The organism is Levyella massiliensis, assembly GCF_000308275.2.
GTDB classification, from domain to species: Bacteria; Bacillota; Clostridia; order Tissierellales; family Peptoniphilaceae; genus Murdochiella; species Murdochiella massiliensis_A.
In genome coordinates this window covers 121477-137235 of the sequence record NZ_HG529491.1, presented here as the reverse complement: position 1 = coordinate 137235, position 15759 = coordinate 121477, and the positions used below count along the sequence as shown (strand labels likewise).

The window sequence follows — 15759 nt, the reverse complement described above, 5'->3', positions numbered from 1 at the left end:
ACGGTACGAGGAAAGAACATGAAATCTGAAAAAGTCTCTAAATTTCAATGGCGACGCTTGGCTGCGGTGATATGGGATATTCTTTTAGTCAATATCGCCTATTTCGGCTCCATTTGGATTCGCTTTGATTTTCGTTATAGTTTGATTCCGTACGAATTAAGCACCCATTTGATCAAATCCGCGCCGCTTTTTACGCTTCTAGCGCTTTTGATCTACTGGGGATTTAAGATGTATCAATCTCTGGCGGCCTATGTTGGCTTTCCCGAGATTGTGCGCAGCTTACTCGCCAACGGCCTATTTGTCATTGCACAAAGCATCATCATGCGCTTTACCTTTGAGGACGCTTGGATTCCGAACGGCTTCTATTTAATTGAGTTTTTCCTGTTGTTCATCGGCATCACAGCGCATCGTTTCCTATATCGCTTTCAGTTGCTGATGGAGCGCTTCTTGATGCGCACGGCAGAGGAAGAAAACAGTATTCCCACGTTGATTGTAGGCGCGGGGGAAGCCGGAAGAACGCTCATCCATGAGATGAATGTATCCGAAAAAGTGAAAAATCATGTGGTTGCCTTGATTGACGACGATCCTTCAAAGCACGGCCGCGCCATTGAGGGCGTGAAAATTTACGGTGGACGAGATAAGCTTGAGTCCGTTGTCAAGAAATTGGGCGTGCGCGAGATCATCTTAGCCCTTCCTTCTTCTAGCCGTCAGCAGCAGAAGGAAATTTTGGAGATTTGTCAACGCACGGATGCGAAGATGAAGATTGTGCCCGGCATCTATCAGATCATTACGGGAGAAGTATCCGTCAGCAAGGTGCGCGATGTTTCTTTGGATGACCTTTTGGGGCGTGAATCCATTGAGATCAACACCTTTGAAGTGGGCAATTATCTGGAAGGCAAGCGCGTTCTGGTCACCGGTGGCGGTGGCACCATTGGCAGCGAGTTATGTCGCCAGATTGCGCGTTTCCGTCCGCAACAAATCATCATCTTGGATGTGAACGAAAACGGCTCCTACGATGTACAGATGGAAGTGAAGCGCCATCATCCGGAATTGGATATTCGCATCCTGCTTGGCTCCATTCGTGACAAAAAGCGACTGGCGAGCATCTTCGAGGAGTATCGTCCGGAGATTGTGTACCATGCGGCGGCGCACAAACACGTTCACCTGTTGGAAGCCGCGCCCCATGAATCCATTAAAAACAATGTTATCGGCACGCGCAATGTTGCTGAAGTGGCGGATCGTTACGGGGTGAAACGCTTTGTGTTGATTTCGACGGATAAAGCCGTGAACCCGACCAGTATCTATGGCGCCGGTAAGCGCATCTGCGAAATGATTATCCAGGAATTTGCTGCACGCTCCAAGACCGATTTTGTTGCGGTTCGCTTTGGCAATGTTCTTGGTTCGAGTGGCTCAGTGATTCCGCTGTTCAAGAAAGAAATTGCCGAAGGTGGCCCGGTTACGGTCACGCATCCCGATATTGTCCGCTTCTTTATGACCATTCCGGAAGCAGTCTCTCTGGTGTTGCAAGCCAGCTGCTTTGCGAAGGGCGGCGAGATTTTCGTGTTGGATATGGGTGAACCGGTTCGCATTTTAGACATGGCTAAAAAACTCATCCGTCTCTCGGGCTATCGCGTGGGCGAGGACATTGAAATTGTCTTTACGGGTCTGCGTCCGGGAGAAAAGCTCTATGAAGAGGTGCTCATGAGTGAAGAGGGCCTGAGAGAGACGAAAAATAGCCGTATTCGCGTGGCAGAGCCCTTGAATTTTGATTTGGATCGCTTTGATCAACAGTTGGATACGCTCGAAGCCCTGATGGCAGACGAAAAGACAGATGTCCGTGATACTGTTGCCGACATGGTGGACACCTTTAAAGTGCCCGTAGAAGGCATTCCTATCGATTATAAAGAGTATCAGGAAGAGGGGCGTAGTGCGCTGGAAGAACGTGTGCGAGAAGAGACGCATAAGTACGATAATATTCCGCCGCAAGCTTAAGAAGGAGATCGGCTGAGAAAGGAGCATCCATGACAGAGAAAAGAAGAGTGGCATTTTCGCCACCGGATATCCGAGAGGAAGATATCGAAGCGGTCGTCAAGGCGTTGCGCTCCGGCTGGATCACAACGGGCCCGATCACGAAGCAATTTGAACAGGAACTGGCTGCCTTCACGGGAGGGGAATGCGCCGTAGCCCTGAATTCGGCCACGGCTTCTTTGGAACTCACCTTGCGCGCGCTTGGTATCGGCTCCGGCGACGAAGTGATTGTCCCGGCATACACCTATACAGCAACCGCTTCTGTGGTGGAGCATGTAGGTGCGACGCTCAAGATGGTGGATAGTCTACCGGATTCGATTTTCATGGATCCTGCCGGGATTGAAGCAGCCATTACGGAAAAAACGAAAGCCATCATTTCGGTGGATTTAGCGGGCATTGTTGCGGACTATGACAGCGTCTATCGCATTGTGGAGAAGAAAAAATCCCTCTTTTGTCCGTCTTCAAAACGCCAAGAACAGCTCGGTCGCATTGCCGTTCTGGCGGATGCGGCGCACTCATTGGGCGCTGAGCAAAAAGGTAAACGCGCGGGATCCATTGCGGATTTCAGCTGCTTTTCCTTCCATGCGGTGAAGAATCTGACGACAGCGGAAGGCGGAGCCATCGTTTGGCGCAAGGGTCTTCCCTTTGACACGGACGAACTTTATCATGAATTGCAGCTGTGGAGTTTGCACGGCCAAAACAAAGATGCTCTAGCGAAGACGAAGCTGGGGGCATGGGAATATGATATTGTGATGCCGGGCTATAAGTGCAATATGACCGATACTTTGGCAGCGCTCGGTGTGAGCCAATTGCATCGCTATGAAGAGGTGTTACAGAGACGCCATGACATTGTAAAGCGCTACCATGCTCTTTGCGTGGACGCCCTGGGTTGCGAAGATTTGCCACATGAGGGAGAGGAACATACGTCGAGCGCACATCTGTATATTCTGCGACTGCCGGGTTTTGACGTGCCCGAGCGAAACGCCTTTATTGAAAAAATGGCGGAGCGCGGCATCGCTACGAATGTGCACTATAAGCCCTTGCCGCGTATGACGGCCTACCAAGCCATGGGCTTTGCCATTGCAGACTATCCTCATGCGGATGCACTCTATCGCAATGAGATCACACTGCCGCTGCATACTGTTCTCACTGACGAGGACGTGGACTGGATTCTTGCATCCTTCCGCGCCGTTTGGGAAGAAATGCAGGCATAACAGACGAGGCGCTGCCTCGAAATGGAAAGAAACAGGATGTTACGACCTTTTGACAAACTTCCCGCGCCTTTGCGGAAAGAAGAAATTCGCCCGTATTATGAATCCTTAGCGCACAAGCGAGGACAGCTTTTGATCAAACGCTGTCTGGGCTGGGTGATTGCTCTGCTTTTGTGTGTGGTGCTTTCGCCATTTTTGCTTATCATCGCACTGGCGATAAAGCTGGATTCACCCGGTCCCGTGCTCTATAAACAGGAGCGCGTTACCCAATATGGGCGCCATTTTCATATCTATAAATTTCGCACGATGGTAGCCAATGCCGATAAGATCGGGGCGGCGGTCACGAAGAGCGACGATTCACGAATCACGCGGGTGGGACATTTTCTCCGACGCTTACATTTGGATGAGTTTTCACAGCTGCTTAATGTGCTAAAAGGGGACATGACGTTTGTCGGTGTGCGCCCGGAGGTGCCGAAGTTTGTGGCACAGTATACGCCGGAAATGTGGGCTACGTTATTATTGCCGGCAGGGTTGACCTCACGCTGCAGCATCGCTTATCGCAACGAAAACGACAAGCTGGAAGGGGTTGAAGATCCTGAAAAGGTCTATGTTGAGGAAATACTGCCGGATAAGATGCGTATCAATCTGGCAGAGATGAAACGCTTTTCGCTTTTGCGCGACATCAAAACACTTTGGGATACGATTCTGTGCGCTTTTTATTGATCGCATGAAATCGGGTATGCAACAAATGACTATCAATACGAAGAACGTTTGAAAGGAGCCGATATGAAGAAGATCATACGTCGCTTGACGGCGGGAGTCCTTGCGTTACTCTTGACGTTTGCCATGACTGTGCCTGCCTATGCCGATGAGCCATCCGTAGATTCATGGAGCTGGTCAACGATCGAAAAGATCGCTGCGGCCTCTCCACAGGACAACTATAAGGCACTGACGAAGGGCGGGACGGATGCCGTCTATTATGTGCCCTATACCAACAAAGGAGTTCTTCCTTTCCCGAGCGCCCTTGCTGAAGCAATGCAGGTGTCGCTGCAAAATTTGCTGGAGTCGGGTACGCCTGAAATAGCCATGACGGCCGTGACCAATCTGGAAGAGGGAAGCCAAAAGGGTACGGCACGCTTGACGTTTGCAAACGGGGAAACCTCGTCGCAGTCCCCCTCTGGTATTTACAAGGTGATGGCACTGCTGCCGGGAAAGAGCCAAAAGAGTGCATACGGCTATGTTCTTTTGAACCCCAAAACGCCCGAAACCGCACAGGGCGTTCATGTTCGTGTTTATGATGATGCGGTTTCTTCCGCTGTGCGTCCGGTCTATCAGTCGAAGACTATTGATGTGCCATATTCTGCGCGCGAATCCCGTGCGCCTTTCTCCGGCGATCTGATCACCTATCCGACCGCCGTGGATGCCTTATTGGCCGCACGACAACAAAACGACGGCTTGACCGCCGTCAATACCTATCCGTATCAACAAGAACGCCAGGATGCTATCGTGGCGGACTTGCAAATCGGCGATAAAAACTATATTGAAACGGCCCAGGAAACCGGCAATAAATGGCGCTTTGCCGTTTATGATCGCAACGGCAACCGTAAGCAGAGCCTGATTCCCGGTGTCGCAGACCTCTATCCGATTCAAGACGGCGATACTGTGATCTGGGCGCTGACCGCTCGTGATTTCCCGACCACCCTGCCGAGTGTTCCGGATCAGGAGAAACCGCAAGAACCCGGTGCACTGCCCGGGAATGTGCTGGATATTCAGCGATGGACCGGTTCGAATCGCCAAGAGGTGGCGGCAAATGTGGCCAAATCTTTCTTTGCGGATGCCAACACCGCAATCCTCGTGAACAACGTTGCCTTTGCGGATGCCATCAGCGCAACGAATATTTCGCAGGGCGAAGCCCCGATTCTCTATACGCAAGCCAATCGATTGCTGCCGGAAACGCGTGCGATTTTGCAGACCATTCATCCGAAGCAGGTATACATCATGGGTGGCAAGGCCAGTGTGAATGCCTCCGTCGAAGCCAGTGTAAGATCCCTTTTAAAGGGCACGAAGGTGATTCGCATAGATGGTCGAGATCGCTATGAGGTCAATGCCAAAGCGGCTGCACGGAACTTCCCTTCCGGTGTAACAAAGGCCGTTGTCACCACGGGTATCGTCTATTCGGATGCTCTCACGGCAACGCCTTTGGCGCAAATCCAAAAGGCCCCGGTTCTCTTGGTCAGTCCGACTGCAGTATCGTCCTATACACAAGCCTATTTGCGCCAACAGCCGGCTATGAAACTGACAATTTTGGGTGGCAATCGCTCCGTCAACCGCACGGTACAAAAACAGCTGGAAAGCCTGACGCAAAACAGTGCACAGCGTTTTAACGGTGCGAATCGCTATGAGGTGGCTGCTAAAGTGGCGTCCTCATACTTCCCAACGGCCAAGGTCGGCATGGTTGCCAGCGGCGAAGTGTTCTCCGATGCCCTTGTGGCGGCGCCACTCAGCCAAAAACTGAATGCACCGATCCTGCTCGTACAAAAAACAAATCTTGGGCAATCGATCGAAGCTTATTTAAAGAGTAACAAGGCGATTTCCCTGCTGCATGTTTTGGGCGGTGAAAATACCGTTGCTTCTTCCGTCCTGACAAAACTGGGCGAATTTGGGCGCCCGAGCAATACGACAATGCCGATTGTGCGTTAGTCTGTACATTTGTAAATGATGTGAGACCAAAAACAGGAGAGAGAATTTCCTGTATGCTACCCTATTGCTGGCGGGTTAACCCGCCAGCAATAGGGTAGTAATGTTATCAAACTTAGATTGTTCAATATTAAAAGAATTAGATAGACAAAATATAAAATCAGATGTTATTTTAATAGTAATGAATAGACTAGATACTAATGATAAGAAAAATGATTTTCTTTCATTTATGATTGATAACAGAAATGCCCTTATATCTTTGAAAGATATTTTTAGTGAATTAAATATAATCACTAAATAGTAATTTTAAAGAGAGTTATATAAAAGATAAGAAATAGTATTAGAAAGAAGGGAAAGAATATGTGTACAGCAGCAACTTATAAAACGAAAGATTTTTATTTTGGAAGAACATTGGATTATGAATTTTCATATGGAGATGAAGTAACAATAACACCAAGAAACTTTGAATTTAAATTTAGAGAAGTAGATGACATTAAGAGTCATTATGCGATAATTGGAATGGCATTTGTTACTGAAGATTATCCATTATATTACGAGGCAATAAACGAAAAAGGGTTAGCAATAGCAGGTTTAAATTTTGTTGGAAATGCTCATTATAAAGAAAAACAGGAAGGAAAAGATAATGTTGCTCAATTTGAACTGATACCATGGATTTTAAGCCAATGTTCAAATGTAAATGAAGCTAGAAATTTGATTGAAAAAATGAATGTGTTAAATACTCCATTTAGTGATAAATTACCATTAGCTAGCTTACATTGGATTATTTCCGATAGCACACAATCAATAACTGTAGAGTCTGTTATTGATGGAATAAAAATATATGATAATCCAGTAGGGGTATTAACTAATAATCCATCTTTTGATAAGCAAATGTTTGCCTTAAATAATTATATGTATTTATCACCTAAATCTCCAGAGAATAAATTTAGTAAAGAATTAGATCTAAGTTTATATAGTAGAGGAATGGGAGCAATAGGTCTACCAGGTGATTTATCATCGCAATCAAGATTCATAAGAGTAGCGTATACTAAATTAAATTCTTTTTCTAAAGAAGATGAAAAATCAAGTGTTAGTCAATTTTTTCACATTTTAGGTAGCGTTGATCAACAAAGAGGATGCTGTGATTTAGGTGATGATAAATTTGAAATAACAATTTATACATCTTGCTGTAATGTAAATAAGGGAATTTATTATTATACAACATATGATAATCATCAAATAACAGCAGTTGATATGCACAAAGAAAATCTAGATAGTAATGTACTTATTCGTTATCCTTTGATAAAGGAAGAACAGATAAGAACTCATAATTAATGTTTATCTATAAAGAAGATAAAAGTATTACATATAAAAATGAATTAGTATGAGGAGAAAAAATATGTGGATGGCAGTAAAAAGAGGAATTGTTGTAGCAATAGGTTTATTAATACAAATTCTATTAACATTATTTATATATTTAAAATTTGGAGAATTTATAAGTATTATTCAAGTAGTTTATGGTTTACTTAGTATTATAATTGTTTTAATGATTATCAAGTATAGTAAAAGATTAAGTAGCGATTTAATATGGATATTACTGATTATGCTTTTTCCATTAATTGGAACACTTCTATATATCATACTTAGTAATAATATGAAAAGAAGTAAAGTTTTAAAGAATATTAATGAAAATATAGAAAATGGTCAAAAATACTTAATACAAGATGAATTTATAAAAAAAGAAATCGATACTAAAAATTTAGGACAATTAAAATATATAAGTGAATTTGCAGGATTTCCTGTAACGAAAAACAATGAGATAAACTATTATTCTCTTGGTGATGACGTTTATCCTGTTATGTTAGAAGAACTAAAAAAAGCCAAAAAATTTATTTTTATAGAATATTTCATTATTAATAATGGTACTATGTGGCAAGGAATTTTAGATATATTAAAAGAAAAAGCAAATTCAGGACTAGATGTAAGAGTATTATATGATGATTTGGGTTCTTTTGCTATGCTACCTAGTAATTATCCAAAGTTACTGGGGAAATATGGAATAAAATGTATGCAATTTAATAAATTATCGCCATTTGCAGGTATTATTATGAATAATAGAGATCATAGAAAAATGATGATAATTGATGGACATACTGTTTTTTCTGGTGGAATTAATATTTCAGATGAATATATAAATATAAATAGTAAATTAGGAGTATGGAAAGATAATGGAATTAGGATAAAAGGTGAAGCTGTTTGGAATTTTACTGTTATGTTTCTAGAAATGTGGAATTCATTTAAAAAAGAAGATAATGATTATAATAAATACAAATATAATTTTACTGAAAAGTATAAGGAAAATGCTTTCGTTGTACCTTATGGGGAAAGTCCATTAGATGATGCTATAACCGGCGAAGATATTTATCTAAATATTATCAATCAAGCGAAAAAGTATGTTTATATTTATACACCTTATTTAATTATTGATACAGATATGATAAATAGTTTAATCTTAGCTGCAAGAAGAGGAGTAGATGTCAGAATTGTTGTTCCTGGAATACCCGATAAAAAAATTGTATATGATTTAACCTCTTCTTATTTTTATACATTAATTAAAGGTGGAGTAAAAATTTATACTTATACGAATGGTTTTGTACATAGCAAAGTATTTTTATCCGATGATGAAATAGCAACTGTAGGAACAATAAACTTAGATTATAGAAGTTTATATTTACATTTTGAATGTGGTATTTATATGAAGGATACAAATGTAATAAAATATATCAAAAAAGATTTTGAGGATTCCTTTAAAGAATCACATAAAGTAGATGAAAGAGAAGCAAAAAATGGTTTATTTAAAGGACTATGGCAAGCTATTTTAAGATTATTTGCTCCAATAATGTAAACGATATAATAAAATTAGATAAATAGAAAATTATAATTTGTTGAGAAAGTGTACATTTGTAAATGATGTGAGACCAAAAACAGGAGAGAGAATTTCCTGTATGCTACCCTATTGCTGGCGGGTTAACCCGCCAGCAATAGGGTGCGTTTTTCTATAGGCGTTAACCATCCCAAGGTCTGCATAGGCAACCGATTCGACTTATATAAATAGCGCTTCATTTGTACCAGCAAATCCTCATAGCTGTAGAAAGACAAACGCGCGTAGAAGCGCTCATTGTCATTACGGTGACTCCGTTCTACCTTGCCATTGTGTCTCGGCGTTCTTGGTCGTATAAGCTGGTGTACAATCCCTTGTTTTTGGCAGTACAGATCGAATGGATGCGTTCGACGTGTCTCCCGGAAATGGGTAAATTCAAAGCCATTATCCGTCTGTATGATTTTTGGTTGATAGCCAAAATGCTTGATGGCCATTTTGATAAATTCCACACTGGAGTAGGAAGATTGTTCGCGAAAAGCGTAGATAAAACGCTCCCTGCTTGCCTCATCCATAACCGTGTACTGGTAAAATTTGTCGGGCAATCTTCCTACGTAGCAGGATTTGGGAACATATTTCACATCTAATTGCCATTTTATGCCCAGATTTTTCGGCGCATCGTAAGGTTTCGGCACATAGACCTTTTTCTTTACCGTTTTTTCCTTGTAGAAACCTTGCTTTCGAAGAAAACGAAAAAGGGAGCATGGATGACGTTGATAACCACGCTGAAACTTGAGTTTCGCGTACAATTCTATGAGGGAGATGGTTGGGTTTCGTCGGATGAAATTCTTTATCCAGGTTTTTTCCTGCTGTGTATGGGCATTCGGATGCGGTGTTTTTGGACGATGCGAGCGGTCTGTTAGCGAGTCCATTGTTCCGTCAAAACGACGATTCCAGCGCATGAGAGAGGCTTTCGAGACCTTGTAGCGGCGAACAACAAATTTTACAGAAAACCCCGATCGATACGTTTTAACCGCATGAAATCTTGTTTCCAAAGTATGTGGCAGATACCGCTGTGTTTTTGCTATACTGGTTGACATAGAGAGAATCCTTTCTTTGTTTTGTTTGACGCTTTCATTGTACAGGATTTCTCTCTATATTTTTTTCTTCTTGGTCTCACATCAATTGTATCTCTACAACGATAATGCCGATTGTGCGTTAGTCTTGCTTGCGCAACCGCAAAGGGTATGCTATACTCATAAAGCTATGCATTTGAATTTTTAGCAAAAGAGAGGTGAGATCATGAAACAAGGCATTCACCCGGAGTATTACGACAACGCGACGGTTACCTGCGCTTGCGGTAACACGTTTACGACCGGTTCGACCAAGAAAGAGCTGCGTGTAGACGTTTGTTCAGCGTGTCATCCGTTTTACACGGGCAAACAGAAGTCAGCAGAACGTGGCGGTCGTGTCGAACGCTTTAAGAAGAAATATAACATCGACTAACACCAGTAAAAAGGACCGGCTATCGCCGGTCCTTTTTCAGTGGAAAAACGTATGGCAGGGGGCATCTATGGAGATAAGAGAAAACAGCATTCGCGCCTGCGCGGCACGCCTTCCGCAAGGAGAAGGTTATTTAGCACTGTCCTATGTGCTGGATACGACGCCTGGTGCGTTGCGCGCAAAAGCGGACAGCCTTCTGCCGCCGGAGGCGCTAGAACGCTACGAAGCCATCGTTGCGCGACGCCTGCACGGTGAGCCGCTGCAATATGCCATTGGACAGTGGGAGTTCTACGGGCATCTCTTTGCTGTGGACCGCCGTGCGCTCATTCCGCGTCCTGAAACGGAGCGATTGGTGGAAATCGTGCTGGACGAAGGAGTGGGCGGACAAGCTGTGGCGGACATCGGAACAGGCACCGGCGCCATTGCACTGAGCATTGCGCTTGAAGCACAGCCTGCGCCGAGCGTCGTGTATGCCACCGATCTTTCGCGGGAGGCACTGGATTTGGCCAAAGAAAATGCGACCGCTTTGCTTCAGCCTGCCCGGGCTGGCATGGTAAAATGGATCGAGGGGGACGGCCCTTCCGTGTTGCCGGAAGCTGTGGATGTGTTGCTGTCCAATCCGCCGTATATAGATCCCATGCATAAGAAAAATTTACAAGAAGAGCTTAGCTATGAGCCCTCTTCTGCATTATTTGCCGGTGCGGCGGGTAAAGGAGGAGTGGCACTCTATGAGGCATGGATTCCTCAATTGAGCACAGTGCTAAAACCGAGGGGCCGTGTGTTTTTTGAAATCGGAGACGATCAAGGTGAAGCGGTGGCAGATCTGTTTCGTGCCGAAGGATTTGCAGAAGTTGCCATCTTACAAGACTATACGGGACGGGATCGAATGGTGCGGGCACGGCGCATCGTTTGAGAGAGGAGTAAGGATGTTTGAAAGTTTAGCCAATATCGACAGCCAATTACGCGATATGGAGAAGAGACTGGCGGATCCGGAATTGCTGGCAGACATGAACGCTTGGCGCAAAGTCAATCGCGAATATGTCGAGCGCAAGCCTATTGCGGAAGCCTACGAGGCCTATCGTAAAGCATTGCAGACGGCCAAGGAAGATAAAGACATGATTGCCGAGGCGGAGGATTCCGACATGGAAGCCATGCTGAAGGCAGACCTGGCCGAGCAGGAAGCGCTGGCGGAAAAAAAGGAAGAAGAATTGAAGCTCCTTCTGGTACCGAAGGATCCGAACGATTATAAGAATGTCATTGTGGAAATTCGTGCCGGCGCCGGCGGCGAAGAGGCGGGCCTTTTTGCCGGGGACTTGTATCGGATGTATCACATGTATGCCGAAAAAGAAGGCTATACGACGGAAGAAATTGATCGGACCGATCAGGGCATTGGCGGCATTAAGGACGCTACCTTTATGGTGAAAGGAGAAGGAGCCTATTCCAAGCTGAAGTACGAGTCCGGGGTACATCGTGTACAACGCGTACCGGAAACAGAATCGTCCGGACGCATTCATACCTCCACTGCGACAGTAGCGGTCTTGCCGGAGGCGGAAGATGTGGATGTCGAACTCAATATGAACGATGTGCGCGTGGATGTGTATCGCTCCAGCGGCCATGGCGGACAATGCGTTAATACGACGGACTCTGCTGTGCGCGTGACGCACATCCCGACGGGCATTGTCGTTGCCATTCAGGATGAGAAGAGCCAGCTCAAGAACAAGGAGAAGGCGCTCCATCTGCTTAAAACCAAACTGTACGATCTGGAGCTGGAAAAACAGAATCAGGAGATTGCCTCGGCGCGTCATTCGCAGGTGGGCAGCGGCGATCGCAGTGAACGCATTCGCACCTATAATTTTCCGCAAGGGCGTATCACCGATCATCGTATCAATCGCACGATTTATCAGATTCATGATTTTCTCGATGGCAACATAGCCGAGATGATTGAGGCCTTACAGACGGAAGATCAGATGAAAAAGTTGGCCATGGTTTCGGATAAGCAGGAAAGCCGCAATTAAACCGAAGGAGGGGATATGGACAAAGAGCAGTTTCTCCAACAATTGAATGACAACGCAAAACATCTGTTCTGTAAAACGTATGAGAGCGCCTCATCCTTTGAAAAATATGCAGCGCTCTCTCGTACCGTGATGAATAGCCTGACAGATTCCTGGATGGAAACACGTGAAAAAACGAAAAAAATGCGCAATGAGTACTATTTTTCGGCGGAGTTTCTGGTAGGGCGCGCGTTGGGCAATAATTTGCTCAATCTGGGCATCCTCTCCGAAGTGAAGGATTTGCTCAAGGACATCGGTGTGGATTTTGAACAGCTGGAAGACGAAGAGGACGATGCTGCGCTGGGTAACGGCGGTTTGGGGCGCCTTGCTGCTTGCTTTATGGATTCCGCAGCGACGGAAGGCTATCCCGTACAGGGCTATGGTGTGCGCTACAGCCAGGGCCTTTTTGAACAAAAATTTATTGATGGTTTTCAGCGTGAAGAGGGCGATGACTGGACGAAAAAAGGTGATTTCTGGTCACTGCGTTGTGAAGAGGATGCTATAATTGTTCGCTTTCGCGATGAAGCGGTGCTTGCCGTTCCCTATGATATGCCCGTTATCGGTTATAAAAACGGCATGGTGAATACCCTGCGGCTGTGGCAGGCGGAGCCTATTGATTCCGGCTTTAATTTTGACCAGTTTAATAATTTTCAATACGATGCCGCCTTGCAGGCGATGAACCGTGCGGAGGACATTACGCGTGTTCTCTACCCTAACGATATGCAGCGTGCCGGCAAACTCTTGCGTTTCAAACAGCAGTATTTCTTTACCTCGGCGAGCATTCAGGACCTTATCCATCGCTATAAAAAGAACTTTCCGGATGATCCTACCTTCCGTTCGTTCTCCCAATATCATTCCATTCAGTTGAACGATACGCATCCCGTTATAGCCATTCCGGAATTGATGCGTCTGTTGATTGATCAGGAAGAACTCTCTTGGGATGATGCCTACGAGGTGGCCACCCATACCTTTGCTTTCACGAACCATACCGTGCTGCAGGAAGCCTTGGAAAAATGGAGTTTGGACATTGTGGACGAAGTGTGCCCTCGCTGCCTCGAACTCATTAAAGAAATCAATCAGAAGATGATTTCTGTATTTCGCCAGCAGGGAATGCCGGATGACAAAATCAATACCTATCGCATCATCCACGACAATGTGGTCGAGATGGCCTACCTTGCTGTCTGGTGCGCCGTTGCCGTCAATGGTGTCGCGGAGATTCACACACGCATTCTTAAGGAAGAGACGCTTCATCAATGGTATGAGGCCATGCCGGAGAAATTCAGCAATAAAACCAACGGTGTCACGCCTCGTCGCTGGCTGCAATATGCCAATGCCGAACTTTCCGATTTTATCACGCGTAAGCTTGGAAGCGATGCCTGGCATCATGATCTGAGCCTGTTAAAGGGCTTGGAGCAATTTGCGGATGACCGGGAAACGCTGGAAGAGCTCAATGCCATTAAGAGGACTAAGAAGGAGCAGTTGGCAGCGTATATTAAAAAAACCGAAGGCATTACGATCGATCCGCACTCCCTCTTTGACATTCAAATCAAGCGTCTGCACGAATACAAACGCCAGCTGTTGAATATTCTGCACGTTCTGTATCTCTATACCAACTTAAAGAAAAATCCGGGTCTTGATATGGTGCCGCGCACCTTTCTCTTTGGCGCCAAAGCAGCCCCTGGCTATTTCCGTGCCAAAGCGGTCATCAAATTCATCAACGAAGTGGCGCGCATGGTCAACGCTGATCCGGACACCCGCAAAAAGTTAAGTGTCGTGTTCGTGCAAAACTATCGTGTAAGCTCTGCTGAGAAACTGTTCCCGGCAGCGGATATTTCAGAACAGATTTCTACCGCCGGCAAGGAAGCTTCCGGCACCGGCAACATGAAATTCATGATGAATGCTACCCCTACGCTCGGCACGTACGATGGCGCCAATATTGAAATCTTTGAAAGCGCCGGGGAAGAAAATAACTTCCGTTTTGGCGCCACCGTTGAGGAACTGGACGAGATAGCACCTTCCTACAATCCGGTCGAATACTATCGCAAGGATCCGGACATTAAGGTTGTCGTGGATTATCTGTTGGATCAGCGTCTTTCGGATCATGGTACGTATATGTTCTTGGACATCTATAATGCGCTGGTTGCGCCGCAATTTGGCGAACGCGGCGATGCCTACTACATTCTCTATGATTTCAAAAAGTATGTGGAAGCACAGGAACGTGTGGATGCCGCCTATCGCGATCGTCTGGGTTGGGCGAAGAAGTGCCTGATGAATCTGGCCAATTGCGGTCATTTCTCCTCAGACCGCACCATTCGCGAATACGTAGAGGACATTTGGCATCTGGAGTCCATTCAATAAGGGATAGCGTTTCATAACGGAAAAACGTTATGGAGCGAATCGTCATTGGCGTGGCAAAGACCACACGCCAAAGCTATAATGGAAAAGAAGATATGCTGGATCGCCATGCAAATGGCATAAAGGAGGAAAACATGCTGGTATCAGCCAAAGAAATGCTCGACAAAGCGGTAGCAGGACATTACGCTGTCGCGCATATTAACCTGAACAACCTGGAATGGACAAAAGCAGTACTCGAGACGGCACAAGAACTCAAAGCGCCGGTCATTTTGGGCGTATCGGAAGGCGCTAACAAATACATGGGCGGCTATAAAACGGTTGCTGCCATGGTCAAAGCGATGGATGAATCGCTGGGGATTACGGTTCCGGTGGCATTGCACCTGGACCATGGCACCTATGAAGGCGCTAAGGGCTGCATCGAGGCGGGTTACACGTCTGTCATGTTTGACGGTTCCCATTTTGACTTGGAAGAAAACTTGGAAAAGACCACCGAGATTGTCAAATTGGCACATAAACAAGGCATCTCCGTGGAAGCGGAAGTCGGCACCATCGGCGAAGACAAAAACGGCGTCGTCGGCATGGGCGAAATTGCGGATCCGGAAGAATGCAAGCGTCTGGCAGATCTCGGCATCGACTTCTTAGCTGCCGGCATTGGTAACATTCATGGTGTTTATCCCGCCAACTGGCAGGGTCTCAACTTCGAAGCCCTGCAGAAGATCAAAGAGAAAATCGGCGATCTGCCCCTGGTTCTTCATGGCGGCACCGGCATCCCGAAGGAAATGATTCAGAAAGCCATCTCCCTGGGCGTAGCCAAGATCAACGTCAACACCGAATGCCAGATTGCCTTTGCTAAGGCAACCCGCGCTTACATTGAAGCCGGTAAAGATCAGCAGGGTAAAGGCTTTGACCCGCGCAAACTGCTCGCACCCGGTGCCCAAGCCATTAAAGACACCGTGAAAGAGAAAATGGAAATGTTCGGCTGCATCGGTAAAGCTGAATAAAAACTGCAAATGCTGGTTCGGCACTTGTAAAACTT

At 45.7% G+C, this 15759-nt stretch carries 12 protein-coding genes; 11 read left to right on the top strand and 1 reads right to left on the bottom strand.

Annotated elements, in window-relative coordinates; genetic code table 11:
- The first annotated feature begins 18 nt into the window (after positions 1-18).
- The 6 genes from BN98_RS05630 (at position 19) to cls (ending at position 8841) form a co-directional block, all read left to right on the top strand.
- Positions 19-1992 (top strand): polysaccharide biosynthesis protein, encoded by a 1974-nt coding sequence (locus BN98_RS05630; RefSeq protein WP_019190486.1) that lies wholly within the window; start codon positions 19-21, stop codon positions 1990-1992.
- A gap of 29 nt (positions 1993-2021) precedes the next feature.
- Positions 2022-3242 (top strand): DegT/DnrJ/EryC1/StrS family aminotransferase, encoded by a 1221-nt coding sequence (locus tag BN98_RS05625; RefSeq protein WP_019190485.1) that lies wholly within the window; start codon positions 2022-2024, stop codon positions 3240-3242.
- 36 nt (positions 3243-3278) lie between these two features.
- Positions 3279-3962, top strand: coding sequence for a sugar transferase (locus tag BN98_RS05620; protein ID WP_019190484.1), 684 nt, complete (start codon positions 3279-3281; stop codon positions 3960-3962).
- Between the two features lie 63 nt (positions 3963-4025).
- Positions 4026-5939, top strand: a complete 1914-nt coding sequence (locus BN98_RS07985; RefSeq protein ID WP_019190483.1) for a cell wall-binding repeat-containing protein — start codon at positions 4026-4028, stop codon at positions 5937-5939.
- A gap of 357 nt (positions 5940-6296) precedes the next feature.
- Complete coding sequence (gene bsh / locus BN98_RS05610; protein WP_019190482.1) at positions 6297-7271, top strand: choloylglycine hydrolase; 975 nt, start codon at positions 6297-6299, stop codon at positions 7269-7271.
- Between the two features lie 70 nt (positions 7272-7341).
- Positions 7342-8841: a cardiolipin synthase gene (gene cls / locus BN98_RS05605; protein ID WP_242826683.1), complete on the top strand. Its 1500-nt coding sequence runs from the start codon at positions 7342-7344 to the stop codon at positions 8839-8841.
- 122 nt (positions 8842-8963) lie between these two features.
- Here the strand turns inward: cls and BN98_RS05600 are convergent, their stop codons facing one another.
- A complete protein-coding gene (locus tag BN98_RS05600) occupies positions 8964-9914 on the bottom strand; it encodes an IS481 family transposase (protein ID WP_019190480.1) in 951 nt (316 codons plus the stop codon).
- A 202-nt stretch (positions 9915-10116) separates the two neighbouring features.
- Here BN98_RS05600 and rpmE point away from each other — a divergent pair, with 202 nt between their 5' ends.
- From rpmE to fba, 5 genes are all read left to right on the top strand, one after another.
- A complete protein-coding gene (gene rpmE, locus BN98_RS05595) occupies positions 10117-10320 on the top strand; it encodes a 50S ribosomal protein L31 (protein WP_019190479.1) in 204 nt (67 codons plus the stop codon).
- Between the two features lie 67 nt (positions 10321-10387).
- On the top strand, positions 10388-11230 hold the full coding sequence (prmC, locus tag BN98_RS05590) for a peptide chain release factor N(5)-glutamine methyltransferase (RefSeq protein ID WP_019190478.1): 843 nt from the start codon (positions 10388-10390) through the stop codon (positions 11228-11230).
- Positions 11231-11243: 13 nt separating this feature from the next.
- Positions 11244-12332, top strand: coding sequence for a peptide chain release factor 1 (gene prfA / locus BN98_RS05585; RefSeq protein ID WP_019190477.1), 1089 nt, complete (start codon positions 11244-11246; stop codon positions 12330-12332).
- A gap of 15 nt (positions 12333-12347) precedes the next feature.
- Positions 12348-14726 carry a glycogen/starch/alpha-glucan phosphorylase gene (locus tag BN98_RS05580; RefSeq protein ID WP_019190476.1) on the top strand — a complete coding sequence of 793 codons (2379 nt, stop codon included), beginning with the start codon at positions 12348-12350 and terminating at the stop codon, positions 14724-14726.
- Between the two features lie 131 nt (positions 14727-14857).
- The gene (fba, locus tag BN98_RS05575; RefSeq protein WP_040942800.1) at positions 14858-15724 is read left to right on the top strand and encodes a class II fructose-1,6-bisphosphate aldolase; all 867 of its coding nucleotides are present in this window, start codon (positions 14858-14860) and stop codon (positions 15722-15724) included.
- Positions 15725-15759 lie beyond the last annotated feature (35 nt).

Coding starts and splice junctions, on each gene's coding strand:
- BN98_RS05630 (WP_019190486.1), top strand. CDS start 19: ATGAAATCTGAAAAAGTCTCTAAATTTCAATGGCGACGCTTGGCTGCG.
- BN98_RS05625 (WP_019190485.1), top strand. CDS start 2,022: ATGACAGAGAAAAGAAGAGTGGCATTTTCGCCACCGGATATCCGAGAG.
- BN98_RS05620 (WP_019190484.1), top strand. CDS start 3,279: ATGTTACGACCTTTTGACAAACTTCCCGCGCCTTTGCGGAAAGAAGAA.
- BN98_RS07985 (WP_019190483.1), top strand. CDS start 4,026: ATGAAGAAGATCATACGTCGCTTGACGGCGGGAGTCCTTGCGTTACTC.
- bsh (WP_019190482.1), top strand. CDS start 6,297: ATGTGTACAGCAGCAACTTATAAAACGAAAGATTTTTATTTTGGAAGA.
- cls (WP_242826683.1), top strand. CDS start 7,342: ATGGCAGTAAAAAGAGGAATTGTTGTAGCAATAGGTTTATTAATACAA.
- BN98_RS05600 (WP_019190480.1), bottom strand. CDS start 9,914: ATGTCAACCAGTATAGCAAAAACACAGCGGTATCTGCCACATACTTTG.
- rpmE (WP_019190479.1), top strand. CDS start 10,117: ATGAAACAAGGCATTCACCCGGAGTATTACGACAACGCGACGGTTACC.
- prmC (WP_019190478.1), top strand. CDS start 10,388: ATGGAGATAAGAGAAAACAGCATTCGCGCCTGCGCGGCACGCCTTCCG.
- prfA (WP_019190477.1), top strand. CDS start 11,244: ATGTTTGAAAGTTTAGCCAATATCGACAGCCAATTACGCGATATGGAG.
- BN98_RS05580 (WP_019190476.1), top strand. CDS start 12,348: ATGGACAAAGAGCAGTTTCTCCAACAATTGAATGACAACGCAAAACAT.
- fba (WP_040942800.1), top strand. CDS start 14,858: ATGCTGGTATCAGCCAAAGAAATGCTCGACAAAGCGGTAGCAGGACAT.